This window comes from Saccharopolyspora indica (assembly GCF_027853965.1).
Lineage (GTDB): Bacteria > Actinomycetota > Actinomycetes > Mycobacteriales > Pseudonocardiaceae > Saccharopolyspora > Saccharopolyspora indica.
This window is the reverse complement of record NZ_JAQGLB010000001.1, coordinates 522,862-541,850: the sequence shown is the minus strand read 5'-3', so window position 1 is coordinate 541,850 and position 18,989 is coordinate 522,862. Positions and strand designations below refer to the sequence as shown.

At 72.4% G+C, this 18,989-nt stretch carries 17 protein-coding genes; 14 read left to right on the top strand and 3 right to left on the bottom strand.

Translation table 11 applies throughout. The features are described from left to right. The first annotated feature begins 48 nt into the window (after window positions 1-48). The gene (locus tag OU416_RS02360; RefSeq protein ID WP_270925105.1) at window positions 49-1,110 is read left to right on the top strand and encodes a polyprenyl synthetase family protein; all 1,062 of its coding nucleotides are present in this window, start codon (window positions 49-51) and stop codon (window positions 1,108-1,110) included. Beyond that, complete coding sequence (locus tag OU416_RS02355; RefSeq protein ID WP_270925104.1) at window positions 1,107-2,051, top strand: 4-hydroxy-3-methylbut-2-enyl diphosphate reductase; 945 nt, start codon at window positions 1,107-1,109, stop codon at window positions 2,049-2,051. Before OU416_RS02360 ends, OU416_RS02355 begins: the two co-directional genes overlap by 4 nt. Window positions 2,052-2,101: 50 nt before the next feature. Here OU416_RS02355 and OU416_RS02350 read toward each other — a convergent pair whose 3' ends face one another. Beyond that, on the bottom strand, window positions 2,102-3,385 hold the full coding sequence (locus tag OU416_RS02350; RefSeq protein ID WP_270925103.1) for a COG1470 family protein: 1,284 nt from the start codon (window positions 3,383-3,385) through the stop codon (window positions 2,102-2,104). A gap of 288 nt (window positions 3,386-3,673) precedes the next feature. Between OU416_RS02350 and OU416_RS02345 the strand changes: the two genes are divergently transcribed. The 4 genes from OU416_RS02345 (at window position 3,674) to OU416_RS02330 (ending at window position 10,034) form a co-directional block, all read left to right on the top strand. Then, window positions 3,674-4,294, top strand: coding sequence for a helix-turn-helix transcriptional regulator (locus OU416_RS02345; protein WP_270925102.1), 621 nt, complete (start codon window positions 3,674-3,676; stop codon window positions 4,292-4,294). Window positions 4,295-4,409: 115 nt separating this feature from the next. Next, window positions 4,410-7,352, top strand: coding sequence for a hypothetical protein (locus tag OU416_RS02340; protein WP_270925101.1), 2,943 nt, complete (start codon window positions 4,410-4,412; stop codon window positions 7,350-7,352). Window positions 7,353-7,356: 4 nt separating this feature from the next. After that, a complete protein-coding gene (locus OU416_RS02335; RefSeq protein WP_270925100.1) occupies window positions 7,357-8,034 on the top strand; it encodes a DUF4255 domain-containing protein in 678 nt (225 codons plus the stop codon). Further along, complete coding sequence (locus OU416_RS02330) at window positions 8,031-10,034, top strand: ATP-binding protein (protein ID WP_270925099.1); 2,004 nt, start codon at window positions 8,031-8,033, stop codon at window positions 10,032-10,034. The genes OU416_RS02335 and OU416_RS02330 overlap by 4 nt, the downstream gene beginning before the upstream one ends. Here OU416_RS02330 and OU416_RS02325 read toward each other — a convergent pair. Further along, window positions 10,031-10,543 (bottom strand): eCIS core domain-containing protein, encoded by a 513-nt coding sequence (locus OU416_RS02325; protein ID WP_270925098.1) that lies wholly within the window; start codon window positions 10,541-10,543, stop codon window positions 10,031-10,033. The genes OU416_RS02330 and OU416_RS02325 overlap by 4 nt on opposite strands. A 213-nt stretch (window positions 10,544-10,756) precedes the next feature. On the opposite strand from OU416_RS02325, the gene OU416_RS02320 reads away from it, so the two are divergent. Genes OU416_RS02320 through OU416_RS02305 form a run of 4 tightly spaced genes read left to right on the top strand, consistent with a single transcriptional unit; the run spans window position 10,757 to window position 13,337 of the window. Then, window positions 10,757-12,268, top strand: coding sequence for a phage tail sheath family protein (locus tag OU416_RS02320; protein WP_270925097.1), 1,512 nt, complete (start codon window positions 10,757-10,759; stop codon window positions 12,266-12,268). Window positions 12,269-12,298: 30 nt separating this feature from the next. Continuing rightward, window positions 12,299-12,739, top strand: coding sequence for a phage tail protein (locus tag OU416_RS02315; RefSeq protein ID WP_093147005.1), 441 nt, complete (start codon window positions 12,299-12,301; stop codon window positions 12,737-12,739). After that, window positions 12,736-13,182, top strand: a complete 447-nt coding sequence (locus OU416_RS02310) for a hypothetical protein (protein ID WP_270925096.1) — start codon at window positions 12,736-12,738, stop codon at window positions 13,180-13,182. Before OU416_RS02315 ends, OU416_RS02310 begins: the two co-directional genes overlap by 4 nt. Further along, the gene (locus OU416_RS02305) at window positions 13,179-13,337 is read left to right on the top strand and encodes a DUF6760 family protein (protein WP_270925095.1); all 159 of its coding nucleotides are present in this window, start codon (window positions 13,179-13,181) and stop codon (window positions 13,335-13,337) included. The genes OU416_RS02310 and OU416_RS02305 overlap by 4 nt, the downstream gene beginning before the upstream one ends. A gap of 1,070 nt (window positions 13,338-14,407) precedes the next feature. Here the strand turns inward: OU416_RS02305 and OU416_RS02300 are convergent. Beyond that, complete coding sequence (locus OU416_RS02300; protein WP_270925094.1) at window positions 14,408-14,650, bottom strand: hypothetical protein; 243 nt, start codon at window positions 14,648-14,650, stop codon at window positions 14,408-14,410. 1,104 nt (window positions 14,651-15,754) lie between these two features. Here OU416_RS02300 and OU416_RS02295 point away from each other — a divergent pair. Genes OU416_RS02295 through OU416_RS02280 form a run of 4 tightly spaced genes read left to right on the top strand, consistent with a single transcriptional unit; the run spans window position 15,755 to window position 18,977 of the window. Beyond that, entirely contained in the window at window positions 15,755-16,045 is a 291-nt protein-coding gene (locus tag OU416_RS02295; protein ID WP_270925093.1) for a hypothetical protein, read from the top strand. Between the two features lie 15 nt (window positions 16,046-16,060). Beyond that, a complete protein-coding gene (locus tag OU416_RS02290; RefSeq protein ID WP_270925092.1) occupies window positions 16,061-16,486 on the top strand; it encodes a phage tail protein in 426 nt (141 codons plus the stop codon). Further along, a complete protein-coding gene (locus OU416_RS02285) occupies window positions 16,486-17,202 on the top strand; it encodes a CIS tube protein (RefSeq protein ID WP_270925091.1) in 717 nt (238 codons plus the stop codon). The genes OU416_RS02290 and OU416_RS02285 overlap by 1 nt, the downstream gene beginning before the upstream one ends. Further along, window positions 17,202-18,977 (top strand): VgrG-related protein, encoded by a 1,776-nt coding sequence (locus OU416_RS02280; protein ID WP_270925090.1) that lies wholly within the window; start codon window positions 17,202-17,204, stop codon window positions 18,975-18,977. The genes OU416_RS02285 and OU416_RS02280 overlap by 1 nt, the downstream gene beginning before the upstream one ends. Window positions 18,978-18,989 lie beyond the last annotated feature (12 nt).

The window sequence follows — 18,989 nt, the reverse complement described above, 5'->3', positions numbered from 1 at the left end:
GGACCGGCACGTCCGGCGCCGCCAGGCCAAGGAGACCAAGGAGCGGTAATGGGCATGGTGGACCTGGAGGAGATCCGCGCCGAGGTCGACTCCGCGCTCGCGGGGTTCTTCGACCGCGCGACGCTCGCCGGCGGGATCGAGCCGCACTCCGACGACATGATCGAGGTGATCGAAGGTTTCGTGCTGACCGGCGGCAAGCGCATCCGCCCGGTCCTGTGCGCCCTGGGCTGGCTGGCCGCCGATCCGCAGCCGCGCTGCCGGGCACCGCTGATCGGGCTGGCCGCCGGGCTGGAGATGTTCCACGCCGCGATCCTCATCCACGACGACGTCATGGACCGCTCCGCCACCCGGCGCGGCAGGCCGACCGTGCACCGGGTGATGGCCGGGCTGCGGCCGGACCGCGGCGGGCAGGACGGCGAGTGGTACGGCACCTGCGCGGCGATCGTGCTCGGCGATCTCGCGCTGGCCTGGGCCGACAAGCTCACCTGCGGGCAGCTCAGCGCCGAGCAGCTGGGCCGGGTGCTGCCGCAGATCGCGCAGATGCGGCACGAGGTCACCATCGGCCAGTACCTGGACCTGCACTCGGCGGGCGCCCGGTCGGCGGACGCGGACCTGGCCGAGATGATCATCCGCTACAAGACCGCCTACTACACCGTGTACCGGCCGCTGTCGATCGGTGCGGCGGCGGGCAACGCCTCCCGCGAGACGACGCGGGTGCTGCACCACTACGGCATGCCGGTGGGCAAGGCCTTCCAGCTGCGCGACGACCTGCTGGGCGTCTTCGGCGATCCGCTGCTCACCGGCAAGCCGGTGACCGACGACGCCAGGGAGGGCAAGCACACCGCGCTCATCGCGCACGCGCTGACCACCGCGAGTTCGCCGCAGGCGGTGAAACTCGGCCAGCTGTGGGGCAAACCGGACATCACCGAGTCCGAAGTGGACACCGTGCGGGAGATCCTGACCACCACCGGGACGGTCCGCGCGGTGGAGAACCTGATCACCGACCACCACCGCGCCGCGCTCGCCGCGCTCGAAACCCCGCACCTGCCCACCGAGGTGGCCGAGGCGCTGCGCACCATCGCCGACCAAGCAGTGGAGCGTGACCGATGACCAAACAGGTGCTGCTGGCCTCTTCGCGCGGGTGCTGCGCGGGCGTGGACCGGGCCATCGAGACGGTCGAGAACGCCCTCGCGAACTGGGGGCCACCGGTGTACGTGCGGCATCAGATCGTGCACAACACGCACGTCATCGCCGCGCTCGAAGCCCGCGGGGCGGTCTTCGTCGACGACGTCGCGGACGTGCCGGAGGGAGCGCGCGTCATCTTCTCCGCGCACGGCGTGTCCCCCGTCGTGCGGACCGCGGCCGCCGGCCGGCGGCTGGAGGTGGTCGACGCGACGTGCCCGCTGGTGAGCAAGGTGCACAAGGAGGCGGTGCGGTTCGCCGGCGACGGCTACACCGTCCTGCTGATCGGGCACGCCGGTCACGAGGAGATCGTCGGCATCATGGGCGAGGCGCCCGAGTCGATCCGGCTGGTGGAGTCCACCGGCGACGCGGCCGCGGTCGAGGTGCCCGACCCGGGCCGGGTGGTGTGGCTGTGCCAGACCACGCTCGCCATCGACGAGGCGATGGAGATCGTCGACGTGCTCCGCGACCGCTTCCCCGCGCTGGCCGATCCGCCGTCGGACGACATCTGCTTCGCCACCCAGAACCGGCAGAACGCCATCAAGTCCGTCGCGCCGCGCTGCGACGTCGTGCTGGTGGTCGGTTCGCCGAACTCCTCCAACTCCAGGCGCCTGGTGGAGGTCGCCGCGGCGGCCGGGGCCGGGGCCGCGCACCTGGTGGACGGCGCGGGCGAGCTCGACCCGGCGTGGCTGGCCGGTGCGGAGACCATCGGCGTGACCTCCGGGGCGTCGGTGCCGGAAGTCCTGGTCACCCACCTCCTCGACCGCTTGGCGGGGCTGGGTTTCGACCGGGTCGAAACCGGGCAGGGCGTTGCCGAGCCCCAGCGGTTCAGCCTCCCGCTGCCGTTGCGCACCAAGGTCGCCGGCTGAGGTTCCACCGGTCCGGTGCCGGGAAGTTCCCCGGCACCGGACCGGCCGCGTCAGCGGGGAGCGTCGCGGAGCACGCCGCTGACGTTGACCAGCTCCACGCAGCGGTCGGCCTGCCTGCCGGAGGGCGGGGTGCCCGGCCGGGTGCAGCGCACCGTCACCGTGACCACCTCCTCGCTGGTGACCTCCAGCGGTGTCACCCAGTGCAGGTCCTGGTTGCGGAAGGTCTCCAGCGCGATCGTGGTGATGGTGCGGTCGCCGAGCTCGATGGTGAGCAGCCCTTCGTCGCCCTGGTAGTTCGCCATCACCAGGTCGGTGACGTAGAACATCTTGCCCTCCGGGACGCGTTCGGAGACGCCGTTGTCGGTGCGGCCGGAGCTGGTCCGCACCTCGATGGTCTGCGAGACCTGCTGCCCGCTCCCCCGCTGGCCGCCCGGTGGCTGCCCGCCGGGTGTTTCGCCGGGCTGCTCGCCGGGCGTTTGACCGGGCGGCACCTCGGGTTTCGGCTGTTCCGGGGGCGGTGGTGCGAGCAGCTTGCCCTCCTTGGCCAGCTCGATGGTCTTCTCCTCGGCGGCTTCCCGCGCCGCGGTCACCACCGTCGGGCGCCCGAGGGTGAGCCAGAACAGAATCAGCGCCAGCAGCAGGGCGAGCAGGGCGAGCAACCAGCGCGGCAGCAGCGGCAGCTGGACCAGTTCGCCGTCGAGCTCCTCCGGCAGCTGGTCGTCCGCCGCCTCCGCTTCGACGGCGGCGGTGGCCCGGAACGGGCGGCCGACCGGTTTGCCGAACCAGAGCAGGCCGCTCGTCCGCGCCCGCAGGCGCAGCTCGGCGCGCTCTCCCGGCTCCAGCTCGGGGCTCTCCTCGTCGAAGCTGAAGCGCAGGTCCTCCGCCGGATCGGTCGCCGCCAACGGCATCGCGACCGGTGTGTTGCCCTGGTTGTGCAAGTTCACCTGGAACCGGCCGCTGCGCCACGCGCGCCGGCGTTGCGGGCTGAGCGAGGCCCGGTACCGGTAGAACGGTGCGATGACGACGGTCGTCTCCGGCACCGCCACCATCGCGGGCTGCTCCACCGGGACGACCCGGACCGCCAGCGGCACCTCACCGGCTCGCACGGAGGCCGACAGCGGCGGGCGCAGCACCAGGGTGACCGTGCCCTGCGCACCCGGGTAGAGCGGCAGCCGCGCGGGTTCCACCGTCACCCAGGCAGCGCACTCCCCCACGACCTCGAACTCGTAGGCCTCGACGATGTCGGTGTTGTTGCGCACCGCGAGGGTGGTGGTCGCCTCCCCGCCCGGGCTTACCTCCACCCGCGGGCTGTCGAGCTCGGCATATGGCGTCACAGCGCTGAAGGTAGCCGGGTTCGCCCGCCGCGAGCAGAGCAGCGAGGGCAACGCGGGGGCAACGCTGCTGCCCGCGCGGCGATCACCCGGTGCCCTTCGCGAATACCGTGAATTCCCCTTGCACCACAAGCACAATCCGCCACCTTGTCGTCGATATCACCGGTGAACCACCCGATTTGCCCTGCGGTAGCGCGAAATGGAGCACCGCAGCGAGCGGCCGAACGGTCGGACCGTCCCGCCGGAGAACGCGCAACACTGGGTGCACGGGCGTTCTAGCGAGGAGAGGCGATGACGAGGATCCCTGTCGCGGTCTACGCATCCGATCCGATACTCGAGGCCGGTGTCACCCACCAACTGCGCCTGCGCCCCGAGGTGGAGGTGCTCAGACCGAGCGACGAGCAGCGCGCCGAGGTGTCGCTGGTCGTGGTCGACCGGCTCGACGACGCCTCCGGTCAGCTGCTCCGCCGCCTGCAGCGCACCTCGTCGGTCCGCACCGGACTGATCATCGGCGAGTTCGAGCAGGACGCGCTGCAGACCACCATCGAGTGCGGGGTGGCGGCGGTCCTGCGCCGCCGCGACGCCGACCAGAACCGCCTGGTGGGGATGATCACGGCGCTGGTCCGCGGGGAGGGCGTGCTGCCCGGCGACATGGTCGGCAGGCTGCTCGACCACGTGGGCAAGCTGCAGCGCAGCGTCGCCACCGCAGGGCACACGCTCTCCACGCTGGCCACCCGCGAGGCCGAGGTGCTGCGCCTCATCGCGGACGGTTTCGACACCAGGGAGATCTCGGTCAAGATGTCCTACTCCGAGCGCACGGTGAAGAACATCCTCCAGGAGGTCACCTCGCGCCTGCAGCTGCGCAACCGGGCGCACGCCGTCGGCTACGCCATGCGGCACGGCCTGATCTGAGCTGCCCGAAAGTGCCGAAGGGCTGCCCGCGCAACTGCCTGTCGGCTTCTGGGGTCGGGCGCGGATCCGCGCCAGGATGCTGGGCACAGCCCCTCACCTGCGACGGAGGTCAACCGTGATCGGCGGCTCGACGCGCCTCGGAATCACCCTGCTCGCGGTACTCCTGGTGCTGTCCGGGCTGGTCGCGCTCCCGGCCACCGAGGCCCGCCCGCACCGGCCGCCGGCGCCCGAGCCCGCCCGCATCGCCTTCTCCGGAACCGGGCACCGCAGCCTGGGCATCACCGAAGCAGGCCCGCACGGCGGGACCGCGCCGCTGTTCGGCGAGCAGCGCCAGCACTTCGACCAGGACGTCTCGGCCCGCGGCGGGACGATGGTGTTCACCAGCCTGCGCGACGAGGCCGCGCCGCAGGTGTACCTGCGCACGCACCACGGGCACGTCGAGCGGCTCACCCGGGGCCACGACGCGGCGAATCCCGAGCTCTCACCGGACGGCCGCTGGGTGGCGTTCGACTCGGCTTCGCCGGGGCAGCGCGACGTGTGGCTGGTGCGCACCGACGGCACCGGGGCGCACCGCCTCACCAGCGCTCCGGGCGATGAGGTGAATCCGACGTTCTCCCCGGACGGGACGCGCATCGCCTACGCCGCGAACTCCAGCGGCCGGTGGCAGATCCACGCACGCCCGGCGGGCGGCGGCGCCGAGCAGCAGCTGACCGCGGAGCCGACCGGTGCCGCGACCCAGCCGGCTTGGAACCCGGTCGACGAGGACCGGATCGCCTACACCTTCGCGGTGAACGGCGAGCAGACCGTGCGCGTGCTGCGGGGCACCGGAACGGGAACGCCGCTGCCCGGGCAGGCCCGGGAACCCCGGTGGCTGCCGGACGGTCGCGGCCTGCTGTTCCTCAGCCCCCGTTCCGGCTCCGGCGCGGTGGACGGCGTCGACCGCGTCTACCTGGCCGATGCCGACTCCCCGCACCCGCCGAAGCTGCTGCTGGACGAGGACCGCAGCGTCGACTCGCCGACCTGGTGGCGCGGGCACCTGGTGGTGGCCCGCACGACCGCACCGCTGCGCAACACCGCGCGGTTGCAGGACGTCCAGCTCGACGGCACCGATCCGCGCGACCTCGGATCGGACGTGCTGACCGAGGACCCCAAGGCGGTCGAGGACTCCATGCGGCTGTTCAAGCCCGAGCAGGGTGATCCGTGGACGCAGCGGCAGAGCTACTCCCCGGACGGCAAGCAGATCGCAGTCAGCCGCTTCGAGACCGTCCACGGGCGGCGCGTCCAGCGGATCTGGCTTCTCGGAGCCGACGGCGGCCACCCGCGGCCGCTGCCGATCGCCGACCGCCAGGCCGGCGACTGGGAGACCGACGCCGCGTGGTCGCCCAACGGCGAGGAGATCGCCGTCGCCCGCCGGTCTCCCGGCGGCCTGGACGCCCCCGGGCCGAGCCGGATCGTCGTGGTCAACGTCCGCACCGGCGAGGTGACCAGGCGGTTGGCGAACCCGGACCCGCAGCTGGACGACACCCAGCCGGCGTGGTCGCCGGACGGCCGCAACTTCGCCTTCAGCCGGGGCCGGCCCACCGATGCCGACCCGGCCCGCCGGGAGAACCACGTCTGGCTCGCCGACGCCCGGACGTTCGGCGGGCAGCGGGATCTGAGCGACCTGATCTGCGAGTGCCTGGTGGTCGACGACAGCCCGGTGTTCGCCCCCGACGGGCGCAGCATCGTGTTCAACCGGGAGAAGGACGGGCTGTACCGGTTCCACCTGGACGGCGACCGCTGCGAGGTGCTGCTGCCGCGCGGGCAGAACAGCTGCGTCGACCAGCCCCGCGGCGGCGCCCCCTTCCAGCCCAGGGACGTCAGCTGGTCGGCGGACGGCCGCCGGCTCGTGCTGTCGCACCGCGCGGTGCAGAACGAGAACTCGCCGGAACACCTGTCGGTGCTGGACCTGGCCACAGGCGAGCTGAGCTCGCTGACCGGCAGGCTGCCCGGGCGGCAGAAGGAACCCACCTGGCAGCCGACGGTCGACCTCGACGTCGACGCTCCGCCCGAGCAGCCCCAGGTCCAGCCCGGCGAGGTCATCACGGTCGCGATCGTGGTGCGCAACCAGGGGCCGTCGGACGCCGCGGACACCGAGACGACCCTGCAGGTCCCACCCGGCCTGCGGTTGACGGGCATGTGGTCGTCCAAGGGCACCTGCGAGGGCGAGAAGTGCTCCCTCGGCACGCTGGAACCCGGCGATGCGGTCGAGGTCACGGCGCAGCTCGTCGCCGTGGTGGTGGGCGAGCACCGGCTCGTCTGGACCATCACCAGCGCAGTGCGGGAAACCGACCAGGGCGACAACACCAACACCACGGTGATCGTCGTGACGCCGACCCCGGCGCCGCCACCACCTCCACCGCCGCCCCCGCCACCGGCCAGTCCCGGGCTCGCGCTGACCGTCGGGCCCGGCACGTCCTACGTGGGCGGTCGGACCGGGGTGACCTTCACCGTGCGCAACACCGGCAGCAGCACCGCGACCGGGCTGGAGCTCGACATGGCGCTGCCACCAGACGTGCCGGTGGTGCACGTGCCGCCCGGCTGCTCGGCCGCGCAGTGCCGCCTGCCCGACCTGCCACCGGGCGGTGTGCTCGCCAGGCAGGTGGTGCTGGCCCCGGACGCTGCGCTGACCTCGGAGATCCGGGCGAGGCTGCGGACCGGCGGAACGGACGCCGATCCCGGTGACAACCACGTCGTCGCCCCCTACCGGGTGCTGCAACCCCGCATCGTCGCGGTCCCGGCGATCGGCGAGCCCGGGTTCGTGACCTCGGTGCGCGGCGTCGACTTCCCGCCCGGGATGCCGGTCCGGCTGGAGTGGTCGCCCGGCATCACCGCCGCCGCGGCACCGACCTCGCCCGCCCCGGACGGGCGGTTCGCCGCGCAGCTGCTGATCCTGCCCAACGACGAGGTCGGCCCGCGCACCATCACCGCGTCCGGCCCGGGTTTCAGCCCGGTCACCGCGGAGTTCCTGGTCGTCGCCTCGCCCCTCGCACCGCCCGAGCTGGTGGAGTGGAGGTGAGCCGGTGATCCACGAGGTCGACGAGGCGTTGCGCCGGCTGCTGGCCGCGCACGACCTGCCCGGCGCGGGCGTCGAGCTCGGTTTCGAAGCGCCCACCACGGACTGGGCGGCCAAGCGCAACGCGCCGACGATCAGCGTTTTCCTCTACGACATCAGGGAAGAACCGGGATTGCGGCAGAGCGGCCAGTTCGAGCGGCGCGACGAGTCCGGGGCGGTGACCGGCTGGCAGGGCGCGCCGCACTGGTTCCAGCTCTCCTACCTGGTGACGGCGTGGACGAAGCGCCCCCAGGACGAGCACCGGCTGCTGTCGGCGGTCCTGCGCTGCGTGGTCGGCCACGACGCGCTGGCGGCGGCGTGGCTGACCGGGACCCTGGCCGAGCTCGGCCTGACGGTGGCGCTCGAGGCGGGCGGAACGATGGCGGAGGGCCGTTCGGCGGCCGACGTGTGGTCGGCGCTCGGCGGGCAGCTCAAGCCGTCGATCAACCTCCAGGTGACGGCACCGCTGGCGGGCGACCGGACACCGGCGGGACCGCCGGTCACCGAAGGCGTGGTGCTGCAGGCGGATTCGGATGCGCCGCGGCGGCTGCGCTACGACGGGCCGAGCACGGCCGAGGGAGAAGGTTTCGCGCCGTCACGTCCGCGCCCGGAGCCGAAGCGGCGACGCCGGGGGCCGCTGCCGTGACCGGCCTGAAGTACCTGTGGGCGAGGCTGAACGTGGTCGAGCAGCGGGTCCGGACCCTGGTCGCGGCGCGGCGGGCGGGCGATCCGCAGCCGGACGACCCGCACCGGGGCCTCTACCTGACGCCGGAAGCCGTCGAGCGGATCCTCGCGACTCCGGCGAAGTCGTGGCGGATGCCCGAGGCGGTGGCGGCGGATCTCGACGTGCTCGCGGAGCCCGTCCCGGCATTGCTCCGGCTGGCGGATGATTTCGGGCTCACCGCGCTGGACGTGGAGCTGCTGCTGGTGGCACTGGCTCCCGACGTCGACGTCCGCTTCGAGCCGCTCTACGGCTACCTCAACGACGACGTGACCCGCCGCCGCCCGACGACCGGGCTGGCGCTGGAGCTGTGCGGCACGCCATCGGCGGGCGACGGCCGGTTCCGGTTCGCCGCGGGAGCACCGCTGGTTTCCGGCGGTCTGCTGGAGGTGCAGGAGGCCGATCGGCCGTTCCTCTCCCGCACCGTGCGGATCCCCGACCGCGTGGTAGCGCACCTGCTCGGCGACGACAGCCCCGCTGCGAACCACCTCGCACGCCTCACCCGGACCGATCCGGTCGCGCCGGGCGCGCTGGCCGAGCGACTCGGTGCCGGGCTGGACTCCGGTGTCGCGTTCGTGCACCTCAACGGCGTGGAAGGCACTGCCCGGACGGCGGTGGACGCCCTGGCGGTGAGCGGCCGCGCCGCACTGGTGCTCGACGCCGGGGAGCTGGCCGACGAGCCCGACCCGCTGGCGGTCCTCCCCGCGCTGGTCCGGGAAGCGCGGTTGCAGCGCGCCGGAATCGTGCTCGGGCCGGTGGAGAAGCTCGAACCGGAACGGCAGGAGCGGGCGCGGCTGCTGCGAGCGGTCGTCGCCGCGACCGCGGAGGTGCCGCTGTTCCTGCACGGCTCGCGGAGCTGGGACCCGGCCTGGTCGCGGCGGACCCCGGTGTCGATCCGCGTCGAAGCCGCTCGGGCCGAGGAACGCGCCCGGGAGTGGCGGCAGGCGCTCGCGGTGCCCGAAAGTGCGTTCACCGCTGCCCTGGCCGCCTACCAGCTCGATCCCGAGCAGATCAGGCGAGCGGCGTCGGTCGCCTCGCAGCTCGCGGCGCTCGACGCGCGCCCGGTGGAGCTGGCGGACGTGCAGGCCGGGGTGCGGGCGCAGAACGGTGCTGGTCTGGAGCGCCTCGCCCGGCGCATCACGCCCGCGGTCGGCTGGGACGACCTGGTCCTGCCCGAACCGACCCGCCACCAGCTGACCGAGCTGTCGCTGCGCGCCCGCCACCGCGACCGCGTGCTCGGCGACTGGGCCATGCGCCCGGGAGGCGGCCGGGGCCGCGGGGTGATCGCGCTGTTCGCGGGCGAGTCGGGCACCGGCAAGACGATGTCGGCGGAGGTCGTCGCGGCGGATCTCGGCGTGGACCTCTACGTGATCGATCTGTCCACAGTGGTCGACAAGTACGTGGGCGAGACGGAGAAGAACCTGGAGCGCGTCTTCACCGAAGCGGCCCGGATCAACGGAGTCCTGCTGTTCGACGAGGCCGATGCGATCTTCGGCAAGCGCTCAGCGGTCAAGGACGCCCACGACCGCTACGCCAACGTGGAGTCCGCCTACCTCCTGCAGCGCATGGAGTCCTTCAACGGCATCGCGATCCTCACCACGAACCTCCGCGCGAACCTCGACGAGGCCTTCACCCGCCGCCTGGACGTGATCGCCGACTTCCCGGTGCCCGACGCCGCCCAGCGCGAAGCCCTCTGGGACCGCTGCCTCGGCAAGGCACTGCCCCGGGCCTCGGACCTGGACCTGGTGTCGTGCGCGCAGCGGTTCGAGCTCGCGGGCGGCTCCATCCGCTCGTGCGCCACCACCGCCGCCTACCTCGCCGCGGCGAGCGGGAAACCGGTGGGCACGGCGGAGCTGATCACGGCGATCCGCCAGGAGTACACCAAGCTCGGCAGGCTGCTGGTCGAGTCGGAGTTCGGCGACTAGCCCATGACCTGCCTGGCGACCTGCTCGGCTTCGCGCTCGAAGCGGTCGGACGGGTCGGACACCGCGAGACCGTCGCCGTTGTCGGTGCCCGCGACCGGGCCCGAGCGCTGCTGGAGGACGTGGGTCAGCTCGTGGGCGAGGGTGTGGCCGTCCGCGCCGCCTTCGCCGACCACGACGTGGTTGCCGGAGGTGTAGGCGCGAGCGCCGATCTCGGCCGCCGAGCGCTGCGCGGTCGGACCGGTGTGCAGGCGGACGTCGGAGAAGTCCGCGCCGAAGCGGGATTCCATGTCGGCGCGGACGGACGTCTCCAGCGCTCGGCCCGGCGAGCGCAGCACGTCGTGCACGGTGGATCTCCGCACCTCGCCCATCATCCGGGCGACGGCGGCGTTGCCCAGGGTTCGCTGGAGGTGCAGGACGTGCGCCGCCGATCGGGGAACGGTGTTCGACTGCGGGGTCGCCGGCGGCCGGGCTGCCGATTCCCGTCCGGCGTCGCCGTGCTGCGCGTGCATCGGGTCTCTCCTCACGACACCACTGGTACCGCGCAGGCGCGGCGGGCGGAATGGCCGGACGGGCAGAGCCGGGGGCAACCGCGCCCAGAGGCAACGCCCGGTTGCCCGGAGAGGCAGGGGCGCTGCCCTCGGAGGGGGCCGCGTGGACCTGTTCGCGCGCGAGGCGGGGCGCGAGGCTCGGAGGCACGCCACGCCTCAGACGAAGGAGCGAACATGCCGTCGTACCTGTCCCCTGGCGTTTACGTCGAGGAGGTCCAGAACGGGGCCAGACCGATCGAGGGGGTCGGGACCGCCGTCGCCGCCTTCGTCGGATTCGCTTCGCGGGGGCCGTTCCACGAGCCGACGCTGGTGACGAACTGGAACCAGTACGTCCAGACCTTCGGCGGGTTCGACGAGAGCTACCTCGGGCGCTCCGTCCACGGCTACTTCGCCAACGGCGGCGGCGCCGCCTACGTCGTGCGCATCGGCGGGCCGGCCACCGCACCGGCCGAGGCGGCACCGGCGCCGGTGGAGATCGGCGGGTTGCGGATCTCGGCGCTGCCCGGCGCGGGCGCCGGCCTGACCGTCGAGATCGCCGACGCCGAGGGCGAGAACCCGCCCGAAGACCGGTTCCGGCTGCTGGTCGCCCAGGGCGGCAAGGTGGTGGAGACCTTCGACGTCTCCACCAAGAAGAACGTCAAGAGCTACGTGGTCACCCAGGTGCGCGAGCGGTCCAAGCTCATCGAGGTCACCGAACGCGGCAGCGCGGCGCTGACCCGCCCGGACAACCAGTCGGTCGCGCTCGCCGCCGCGCCGAGCCCGGCGGCACCGGCCACCGTGGACGCCAGGGAGTACGTCGGAGACCTCGCCGCGCGGACCGGGTTCGGCGGGCTGGAGACGATCGACGAGATCACCATGGTCGCGGTGCCCGACCTGATGAGCGCCCACCAGCGCGGCCTGATCGACGCCGAAGGCGTGAAGACCGTTCAGCTGGCGGCGATCTCGCACTGCGAGCAGATGGGCGACCGGGTCGCGCTGCTGGACGCCCCGCCCGGGCTCAACGCCCAGCAGGTCCGGGCCTGGCGGTCCGATCAGGCCGGCTACGACTCGAAGTACGCCACCCTGTACTACCCGTGGATCAAGGTGTTCGACCCGGCCAGCGGCCGCAACGCGATGGTCCCGCCCAGCGGGCACGTCGCCGGGGTGTGGGCGCGCAGCGACGCCGAGCGCGGGGTGCACAAGGCACCGGCGAACGAGGTCATCCGCGGCGCGGTGGACCTGGAGGTCAACCTGAGCAAGGGCGAGCAGGACGTGCTCAACCCGATCGGCGTGAACTGCATCCGGGCGTTCGCCGGGCGCGGCATCCGGATCTGGGGCGCCCGCACGCTCTCCTCGGACCCCGGCTGGCGCTACCTCAACGTGCGGCGGCTGTTCAACTACCTGGAGGAGTCGATCCTGGTCGGCACCCAGTGGGTGGTCTTCGAACCGAACGACGACCGGCTGTGGTCGAGCATCCGGCGCAACATCAGCGCCTTCCTGCACCAGGCCTGGCGCGACGGCGCGCTGTTCGGCCGCACCGCGGCGGAGGCGTTCTACGTCAAGTGCGACCGGGAGAACAACCCGCAGGAGTCGATCGACCTCGGCCAAGTGGTGTGCGAGATCGGCGTCGCGCCGGTCAAACCGGCCGAGTTCGTGATCTTCCGGCTCTCCCAGTTCTCCGACAGCACCAGTCTGGTCAGCGAGTAGTCCCGACAGCGCGGAAGGCGACGGGTAGTCATGGCACAGGGCGACACTCTCTCCACCCACCGGTTCGGCGTCCAGCTCGGCGGCATCACGGTGGAATCCGTCAAGGAGATCAGCGGTCTGACCGTCGAGCAGGACGTGGTCGAGACCCCGCAGGTCACCCCGACCGGCGAGCGGATCTACAAGAAGCAGCCCGGCGGGCAGAAGGGCGGCGAGGTGACCATCACCCGCGGCCTGGACAAGAGCTCGGCGTTCACCGACTGGATCAAGAAGACGCTGCTCGACGGCGACGTCGAAGGCGCCAGGGAGAACCTCACCATCGAGATCCAGGACTCGCAGGGCGAGACGGTGCGCCGGATGCAGCTGTTCGACGCCTGGGTCAGCAAGTGGGACGGCCCGGAGGTCAGCGCGGGCGAGTCGAACCCGGCGACGGAGAAGGCCACCATCGTCTTCGAGCGGATCGAGGTCGAATGAGGCGACGCATCTCCTCGCTCGGCGAGCTCGACGAGGTCGCGGGCAAGAACCGGCAGGCGAGGGCCGCGCCCGCCCAGCACGACGAGTTCGAGTTCGAGCTGCCGCGCGGCTACGTGCACACCGACGGCACGCTGCACCGCCGCGGCCGGATGCGGCTGGCGACCGCGAAGGACGAGCTCCGGCCGCAGATCGACCTGCGGGTCAAGGAGAACCCGGCCTACCTGAGCGTGGTGCTGCTCAGCCAGGTGATCACCGGGCTGGGCGAGATCACCGACGTGCACGCGGGCGTGGTGGAGAACATGTACGCCACCGACGTGGCGTTCCTGCAGGACTTCTACCGGCGGATCAACAGCGAGGGGCACACCAGGGCCGGGGTCACCTGCCCGTCCTGCGACACCGCTTTCGAGGTGGACCTGGCGGGTGGGCGCCTGGGGGAATCGTGACGTACGCGGCCGACCGGTTGCACGAGGAGGTCGCGTACATCGCCTACCACTTCCACTGGACGCGCGAGGAGATCCTGGACCTGGACCACCGCGAACGCCGGCGCTGGGTGCGCGAGATCGCGCAGCTCAACACCCGGGTGAACGAAGGGGGGTGAACCGGTTGGGACTGCTGGACCTGTTCCGCCGCAGGCGCGACGACAGCCCGCCGCCGGTCCCGGAAGCCGCCGTGCCCGACTGGGACGGCGGATGGCGCCGGGTGGCCCGGGATCCCTCGGTGGTGCAGCGCGCGTCCTGCGACGTGACCGGGGCCGGGCGGTTCCGCAGCTCGGTGGTCTCGTTCCGCGATCACGGCGTGCTGACCGGTCTCGGGCACCGCCTCGACCCCGGCGCACCGGCCGGTGTCCTGCACGGGCTGATCCGGCCGGTCGGGATGCCGGTCCAGCGTTCGGTGAGCGGGGACCTGCCGGTGCGGCATCGCCGTGAAGAGCCCGCCGACTCTGGTGAGCCCGCCGAGAAGCGGGATCTCGTCCCGGTCGTGCAGCCCCGGCGGCTGTCACCGCCGTTGACCGTCGCGCGGTCCGCCAAGCCACCCGCGGTCCGGACCGTGCCCGTGGTGCGCCAGCGACCCAGCGATGAGCCGGGCGCTTCGCAGCCGACCGTGAGCAGCCCGCTTCCCGGCGCCGATCCGCAGGAATCCCGGCTGGACGCATCGTCTCCGCAGGCAGTGCAGCGCCAGGCGCGGAGTGCCGAGCCCGTGCGGAATCCTGCGCCTGGTGAGCCGCTGCTCGGTCTTCCCGCCACTGCCGTCGTGCTTCCTTCCGGCCATCCGGCCGATGACATGCCGTTGACGAGCGGCGCGGCGCCACCTGAGGTGCAGGCCAGCGCGCCTGCGGTGGTGCAGCGGAAGGTCGATCCGGTGCTGGAGCGGACGAGCGGTGGGCCACCGTCGGAAACCGCTCCCCGGCTGGGCATCGGTGCGCCGATCCCGGAGCTCCCGAAGTCCGCGATCGCGGTCAGCACCGGGAGTTCGCCGGATTCACCCGAGCCCGCGCCGCTGCTGGGGGCTCCTCCCGCGGTGCAGCGCTCGTCGTCGGCGGCGGCAGAACCACCTGTCTCCGCTGCCCCGGATCGGACGACAGTGCGGGACAGCAGTCCGAGTGCGGAATCCGGGATGGCCGTGCAACGGCTTTCGCGCGGCGCCCCCGACTCCCCCAGCGCGCAGCCATCAGCCGGGCAGCAGGTGCGCGAGAACCCGGATCTGCCGGGCACTCCGGATCCCGGGCAGCACTCCGCGGCTCGGGAAGCGGACCGTCCCGAGGTGCAGCGCGCTCTCCTCCCCGGCTCCGCCGATCCGGTGCCAGGAGCGGCAGAACCCGAAACCGGCCGATCGATGGCGGCCACGGATGGCGAAGCCCCGTCGAGTCCCGAGGTCGCGCGCCCGGTCGTACGACGAGCATCTCCCGACCATCCGGCTTCAGCGCCGGAAGCAGTCGTCCAGCGCGTGCTCCACTCCGAATCCGGGAATCCGGCGGCGCGTTCAGGCGGCTCGGCAAGACCGCTTCCGGGTTCTGGAGCCACCTCAGCGGTTCCAGAGGTCCACCTGGACGAGCCCGTGCTGCCCGAGACGCGACACCCGGTGGTGCAGCGCAGTCCGCTCCCCCGTTCCGGGAACCCGGTGGTGTCCGCGGAAAGCTCCACGGATCGCCGAACGCACCTTCCCGGCGCCGGAGGTCCTTCGACCGCTCCAGAAGTCCACCGTGACGAACCCGTGCTGCCTGACCTGCACCATCCGATGGTCCAGCGGATGGTGCCCACCGAACCCGGAGCCCCGACGAGCTCGGAGCAGCCGCGCCGCACACCCGAATCACGGGATGCCGAGCCAAGTCCTGCTCCCGAACTCGAACGTCCTGTCCTTCAGCAGGTTCCGGATCACACGCGCAGTGCGACTGCGTCACCGGACGTCGAACTCCCAGCAGTGCAGCGGCATTCCCACCCGCGTGGTGCACGGCATCCGGAGCCGTCGAGCAGCGCCCGGGGTCAGGAGCGCTCGCCGCTGACGACACCTGGTGCGCGAACACCCGCGTCCGGGGACTCGCCGATCCAGGGCACCGCTGATGTGCGGCGGACACCGCTCTCGAGCGGAGGCAGCGCTGAGCTGTCCAGGACAACGAGCGAGTCGCCTGATCCGCTTCCGATGCCGTCGATCCAGCGGACGGCCGACGGCATCGCGCCTCGGGAGAGCATCCGATCAGCTCGCCGGGAACAGCCCGCGACGACCGCGGTCCAGCGCCGAGCTCAGTCGGACGATGCCGCGCCGACGTCGCACGTTCAGCGGGTCCGGCCGCTGCTGGGAGCACGCCAGCTCACCACCAGGACCGTTCGAGACCCCGCCCCCGCAGCCGTCCGCCAAGCCCCGCCAGTGGCACAGTTGCGGGGCGCGCCGCCACCCGCGAGCGCGATCAGACCCGCGCAACGCAGCCCGGCGGAAGTGCAACGGGCGCACCTGTCAACGCCTCCCCCGACGCAGCCGCTGGACGTCCCTCCGGTGAGCAGGCCGACCCCGGAACCTCACGTGACCAGCACACCAGCGCCCCCGGTGCCGACCGTGCAACGCGCGGCAGCGGCCGCCGACCGGCCGAGCGGGCAGCCGGACATCCAGGTTCCGGGAATCCCCGCCGGAGTGCCGGTCACCGTCGTCCAGCGGGACGCGCAACCGGCCCCGGCCCAGCAGCCGGGCAACGCAGGTGAACCCGACGTCGAGGAGCTTGCCCGGCGGCTGATCGAGCCCGTCGGGCGACTGCTGCGCGCCGAGTTCCGGCACGGCAGGGAACGGATCGGGCGGCTGCACGACCGCCGCCGCTAGGAAGGAGAGTTGTCGGTGCCGCAGGAGATCTTCGCATCCAGCGTGTTCTTCCGGCTGACCATCGCCGGCGACGACCTGGGCAGGTTCCACACCTGCAGCGGGCTCGGCGCGCAGGTGGAGGTCGAGCAGTTCGCCGAGGGCGGCAACAACGGCTTCAGCTGGCAGCTGCCCACCCGCATCACCTGGTCCAACATCACCCTCACCCGGCCGGTCACCAAGGACACCACCAAGATCTCGCGGTGGCTGGCGCAGACCATCCGGCGCGCCGAGCGCAAGAACGGCGAGATCGTCGCGCTGAAACCGGACCTCACCCCCATCGCCCGGTGGCAGGTCCTCGGCATCGTGCCGGTCAGCTGGCAGGGCCCGTCGTTCGACCCGGGCAGCGCCGAAGCCGCCGTCGAGACGCTGGAAATCGCCCACGAAGGACTGGAACCCGCGTGATGGCCACCGCACCGGGAAAGAACCTCGCCCGCGCCGCCCTGCTGATCATGGAACCGCCCGCGCGGGTCGGCGCGAAACCCGGCGGCACGATCAAGCGGGTCAAGTTCCAGTTCAACCCGAACCGGCTGTCGCTGACCAAGAGCACCGAGTGGCGGCGCAAACCCACCCGGATGGCCAGCGAATCGGCGCTGCCCGAGTTCGTCGGCAGCGGACCCCGCTCGCTGTCCCTGGAGGTGTTCCTCGACGCCACCGCGACCCACGACGGCTCGGTGGAGAAGAAGGTGGAGGACCTGATGCTGGCCTGCGTGCCCACCCCGAAGAGCCTGGCGGCCAAGAAGCCCGCCAGCCCGTGGATCCGGCTGGAGTGGGGCACCGCCAAGACGACCTCGTTCGACGGGGTGCTGTCGAGCTTCTCGGTCGACTACTCGCTGTTCGACGTCGACGGGAAACCGCTGCGCGCCACCTGCTCGCTGAGCATCGACGAGGCCGGCGCCGACACCCCGGGCCAGAACCCGACGTCGGGCTCGGACAACGCCCGCCGCACGCACCGGGTCGTCGCCGGGGACAGCCTGCCGCAGCTGGCCTGGAACGAGTACGGCGACGCCGGGCAGTGGCGGGTGATCGCCGAGGCCAACGACATCGACGACCCGATGGTCCTCGCGCCGGGAACCGAGCTGCTGGTCCCGGCCCTCGAAGACGTGCCGGGCGGTGCGTGATGGGCGGCGACGGCGCCGGGCGGTCCATCGCCGCCGACCCGGTCGTGACCTCCGGCGGGCCGCTGCCGCCCGCCTGGCAGAAGCAGCTCACCGGCTGCGTGGTGGACGAGAACGTCGGCCTGCCCGACACCGCGACCCTGACCTTCCGGGACCCGGACCACGAACTGCTCACCGCGACCGGCATCACCATCGGCGCCCCGCTGGCGGTCTCGGTGGTCACCACCGGGAGCCGGGCGCCGGAGGAGCTCTTCGCGGGCGAGGTCACCGCGCTGGAGCTGGACTCCGACGGCACCGGTTCGTTCACCGTGGTGCGGGCCACGAGCAAGGCGCACCGGCTGATGCGGGGCCGCAAGGTCGTGGCGTTCCGGAACATGACGGCCACCGCGATCGTGCGGAAGGTCGTGACGGGCGCCGGGCTGCGCCCCGGCCGCATCAAGGCGAAGCCGATCACCTACCCGCAGCTGTCCCAGGCGAACGTCTCGGACTGGGAGTTCCTCCAGGACCTGGCCCAGGAGCACGGGGTCGTGGTGCGCGTCGACGGCAAGGGGACCGTCGACTTCGCCGCGCTCGACCCGGCAGCGGGCGCACCCGCCCCCACGACCTCGGCGGCCAAGAGCCCGTTCGTGCTGGAGTACGGCCGCAACCTGATGGCGCTGCGCGCCGCGCTCACCGCCACCGACCAGGTGGACTCGGTCGAGGTGCGCGGCTGGAACGTGGCCACCAAGAGCCCGCTGCTGGCCAAGGAATCCCCGGCGGCCAGCAACACCGTGCGGCCGGGTCTGACCGCGTCGAGCGCGACGCGCAAGTTCGGCCGCAAGGCCCAGCTGCTGGTCACCGACACGCCGTACGGCACGCAGGCCGAGGCGACCGCGGCGGCGCGCTCGCTGGCCGAATCGATGCGGGCCGGGTTCGCGGAGTTCGAAGCGGTCGCCGAAGGAGATCCGAAGCTGCGCGCCGGAACACCGGTCGCCCTGGGCAACGTCGGAACCGCCTTCTCCGGCAAGTACACCGCCACAGCGGTGCACCACGTGCTGGAACCCGGTCAGGGCTACCGCACCACGGTGCTGGTCAGCGCCTCCCCGGACCGGTCGCTGGCAGGCCTGGCCACCGGTGCCTGCGCCCCCGCCCGCGGCCCGCGGATCCCCGGTCTGGCCACCGGGATCGTCACCGACATCAAGGAGGAGGGCCGGGGCCAGCGCGGCCAGGTGCGGCTGAAGTTCCCCTGGCTGGACCCCGACTACGTGACCGACTGGGTGCGCACCGTGCAGCTGGGCGGACAGGGCGGCGGCGGGGTGTTCAGCCCCGACGTCAACGACGAGGTGCTGGTGGGCTTCGAGCAGGGCAGCCTCGACCGGCCGTACGTGCTCGGCGGGCTCTACAACGGCCGGGACAGCCCGTCGCCGCACGACCTGCCGCTGGTGGACCGGACCAGCGGCAAGGTCAACCGGCGGTCGCTGGTCTCCCGCAAGGGGCACCGGCTGGAGCTGATCGACTCCGCCACCGGCCCGCCGGGCATCCGCCTGGCCAGCGGGAACGAGCGGCTGGACATCAGGTTCGACGAGAAGGCGAACACCATCGAGATCAGCGTGCGCGGCCCGGGCGGGCGGCGGGTGCTCAGCTCGGTGAAGCTCACCGCCAGCGGCATCGAACTCGACGCGGGCACCGGGGAGATCACCCTGTCCGGCCGATCGGTGTCGGTCAAGGGCCGCACCGGCGTGGAGATCGACGGCGGCGCGAGGGCCACCTTGCGGGGCGCCATGGTCCACATCAACTAGCGCCCGATACCC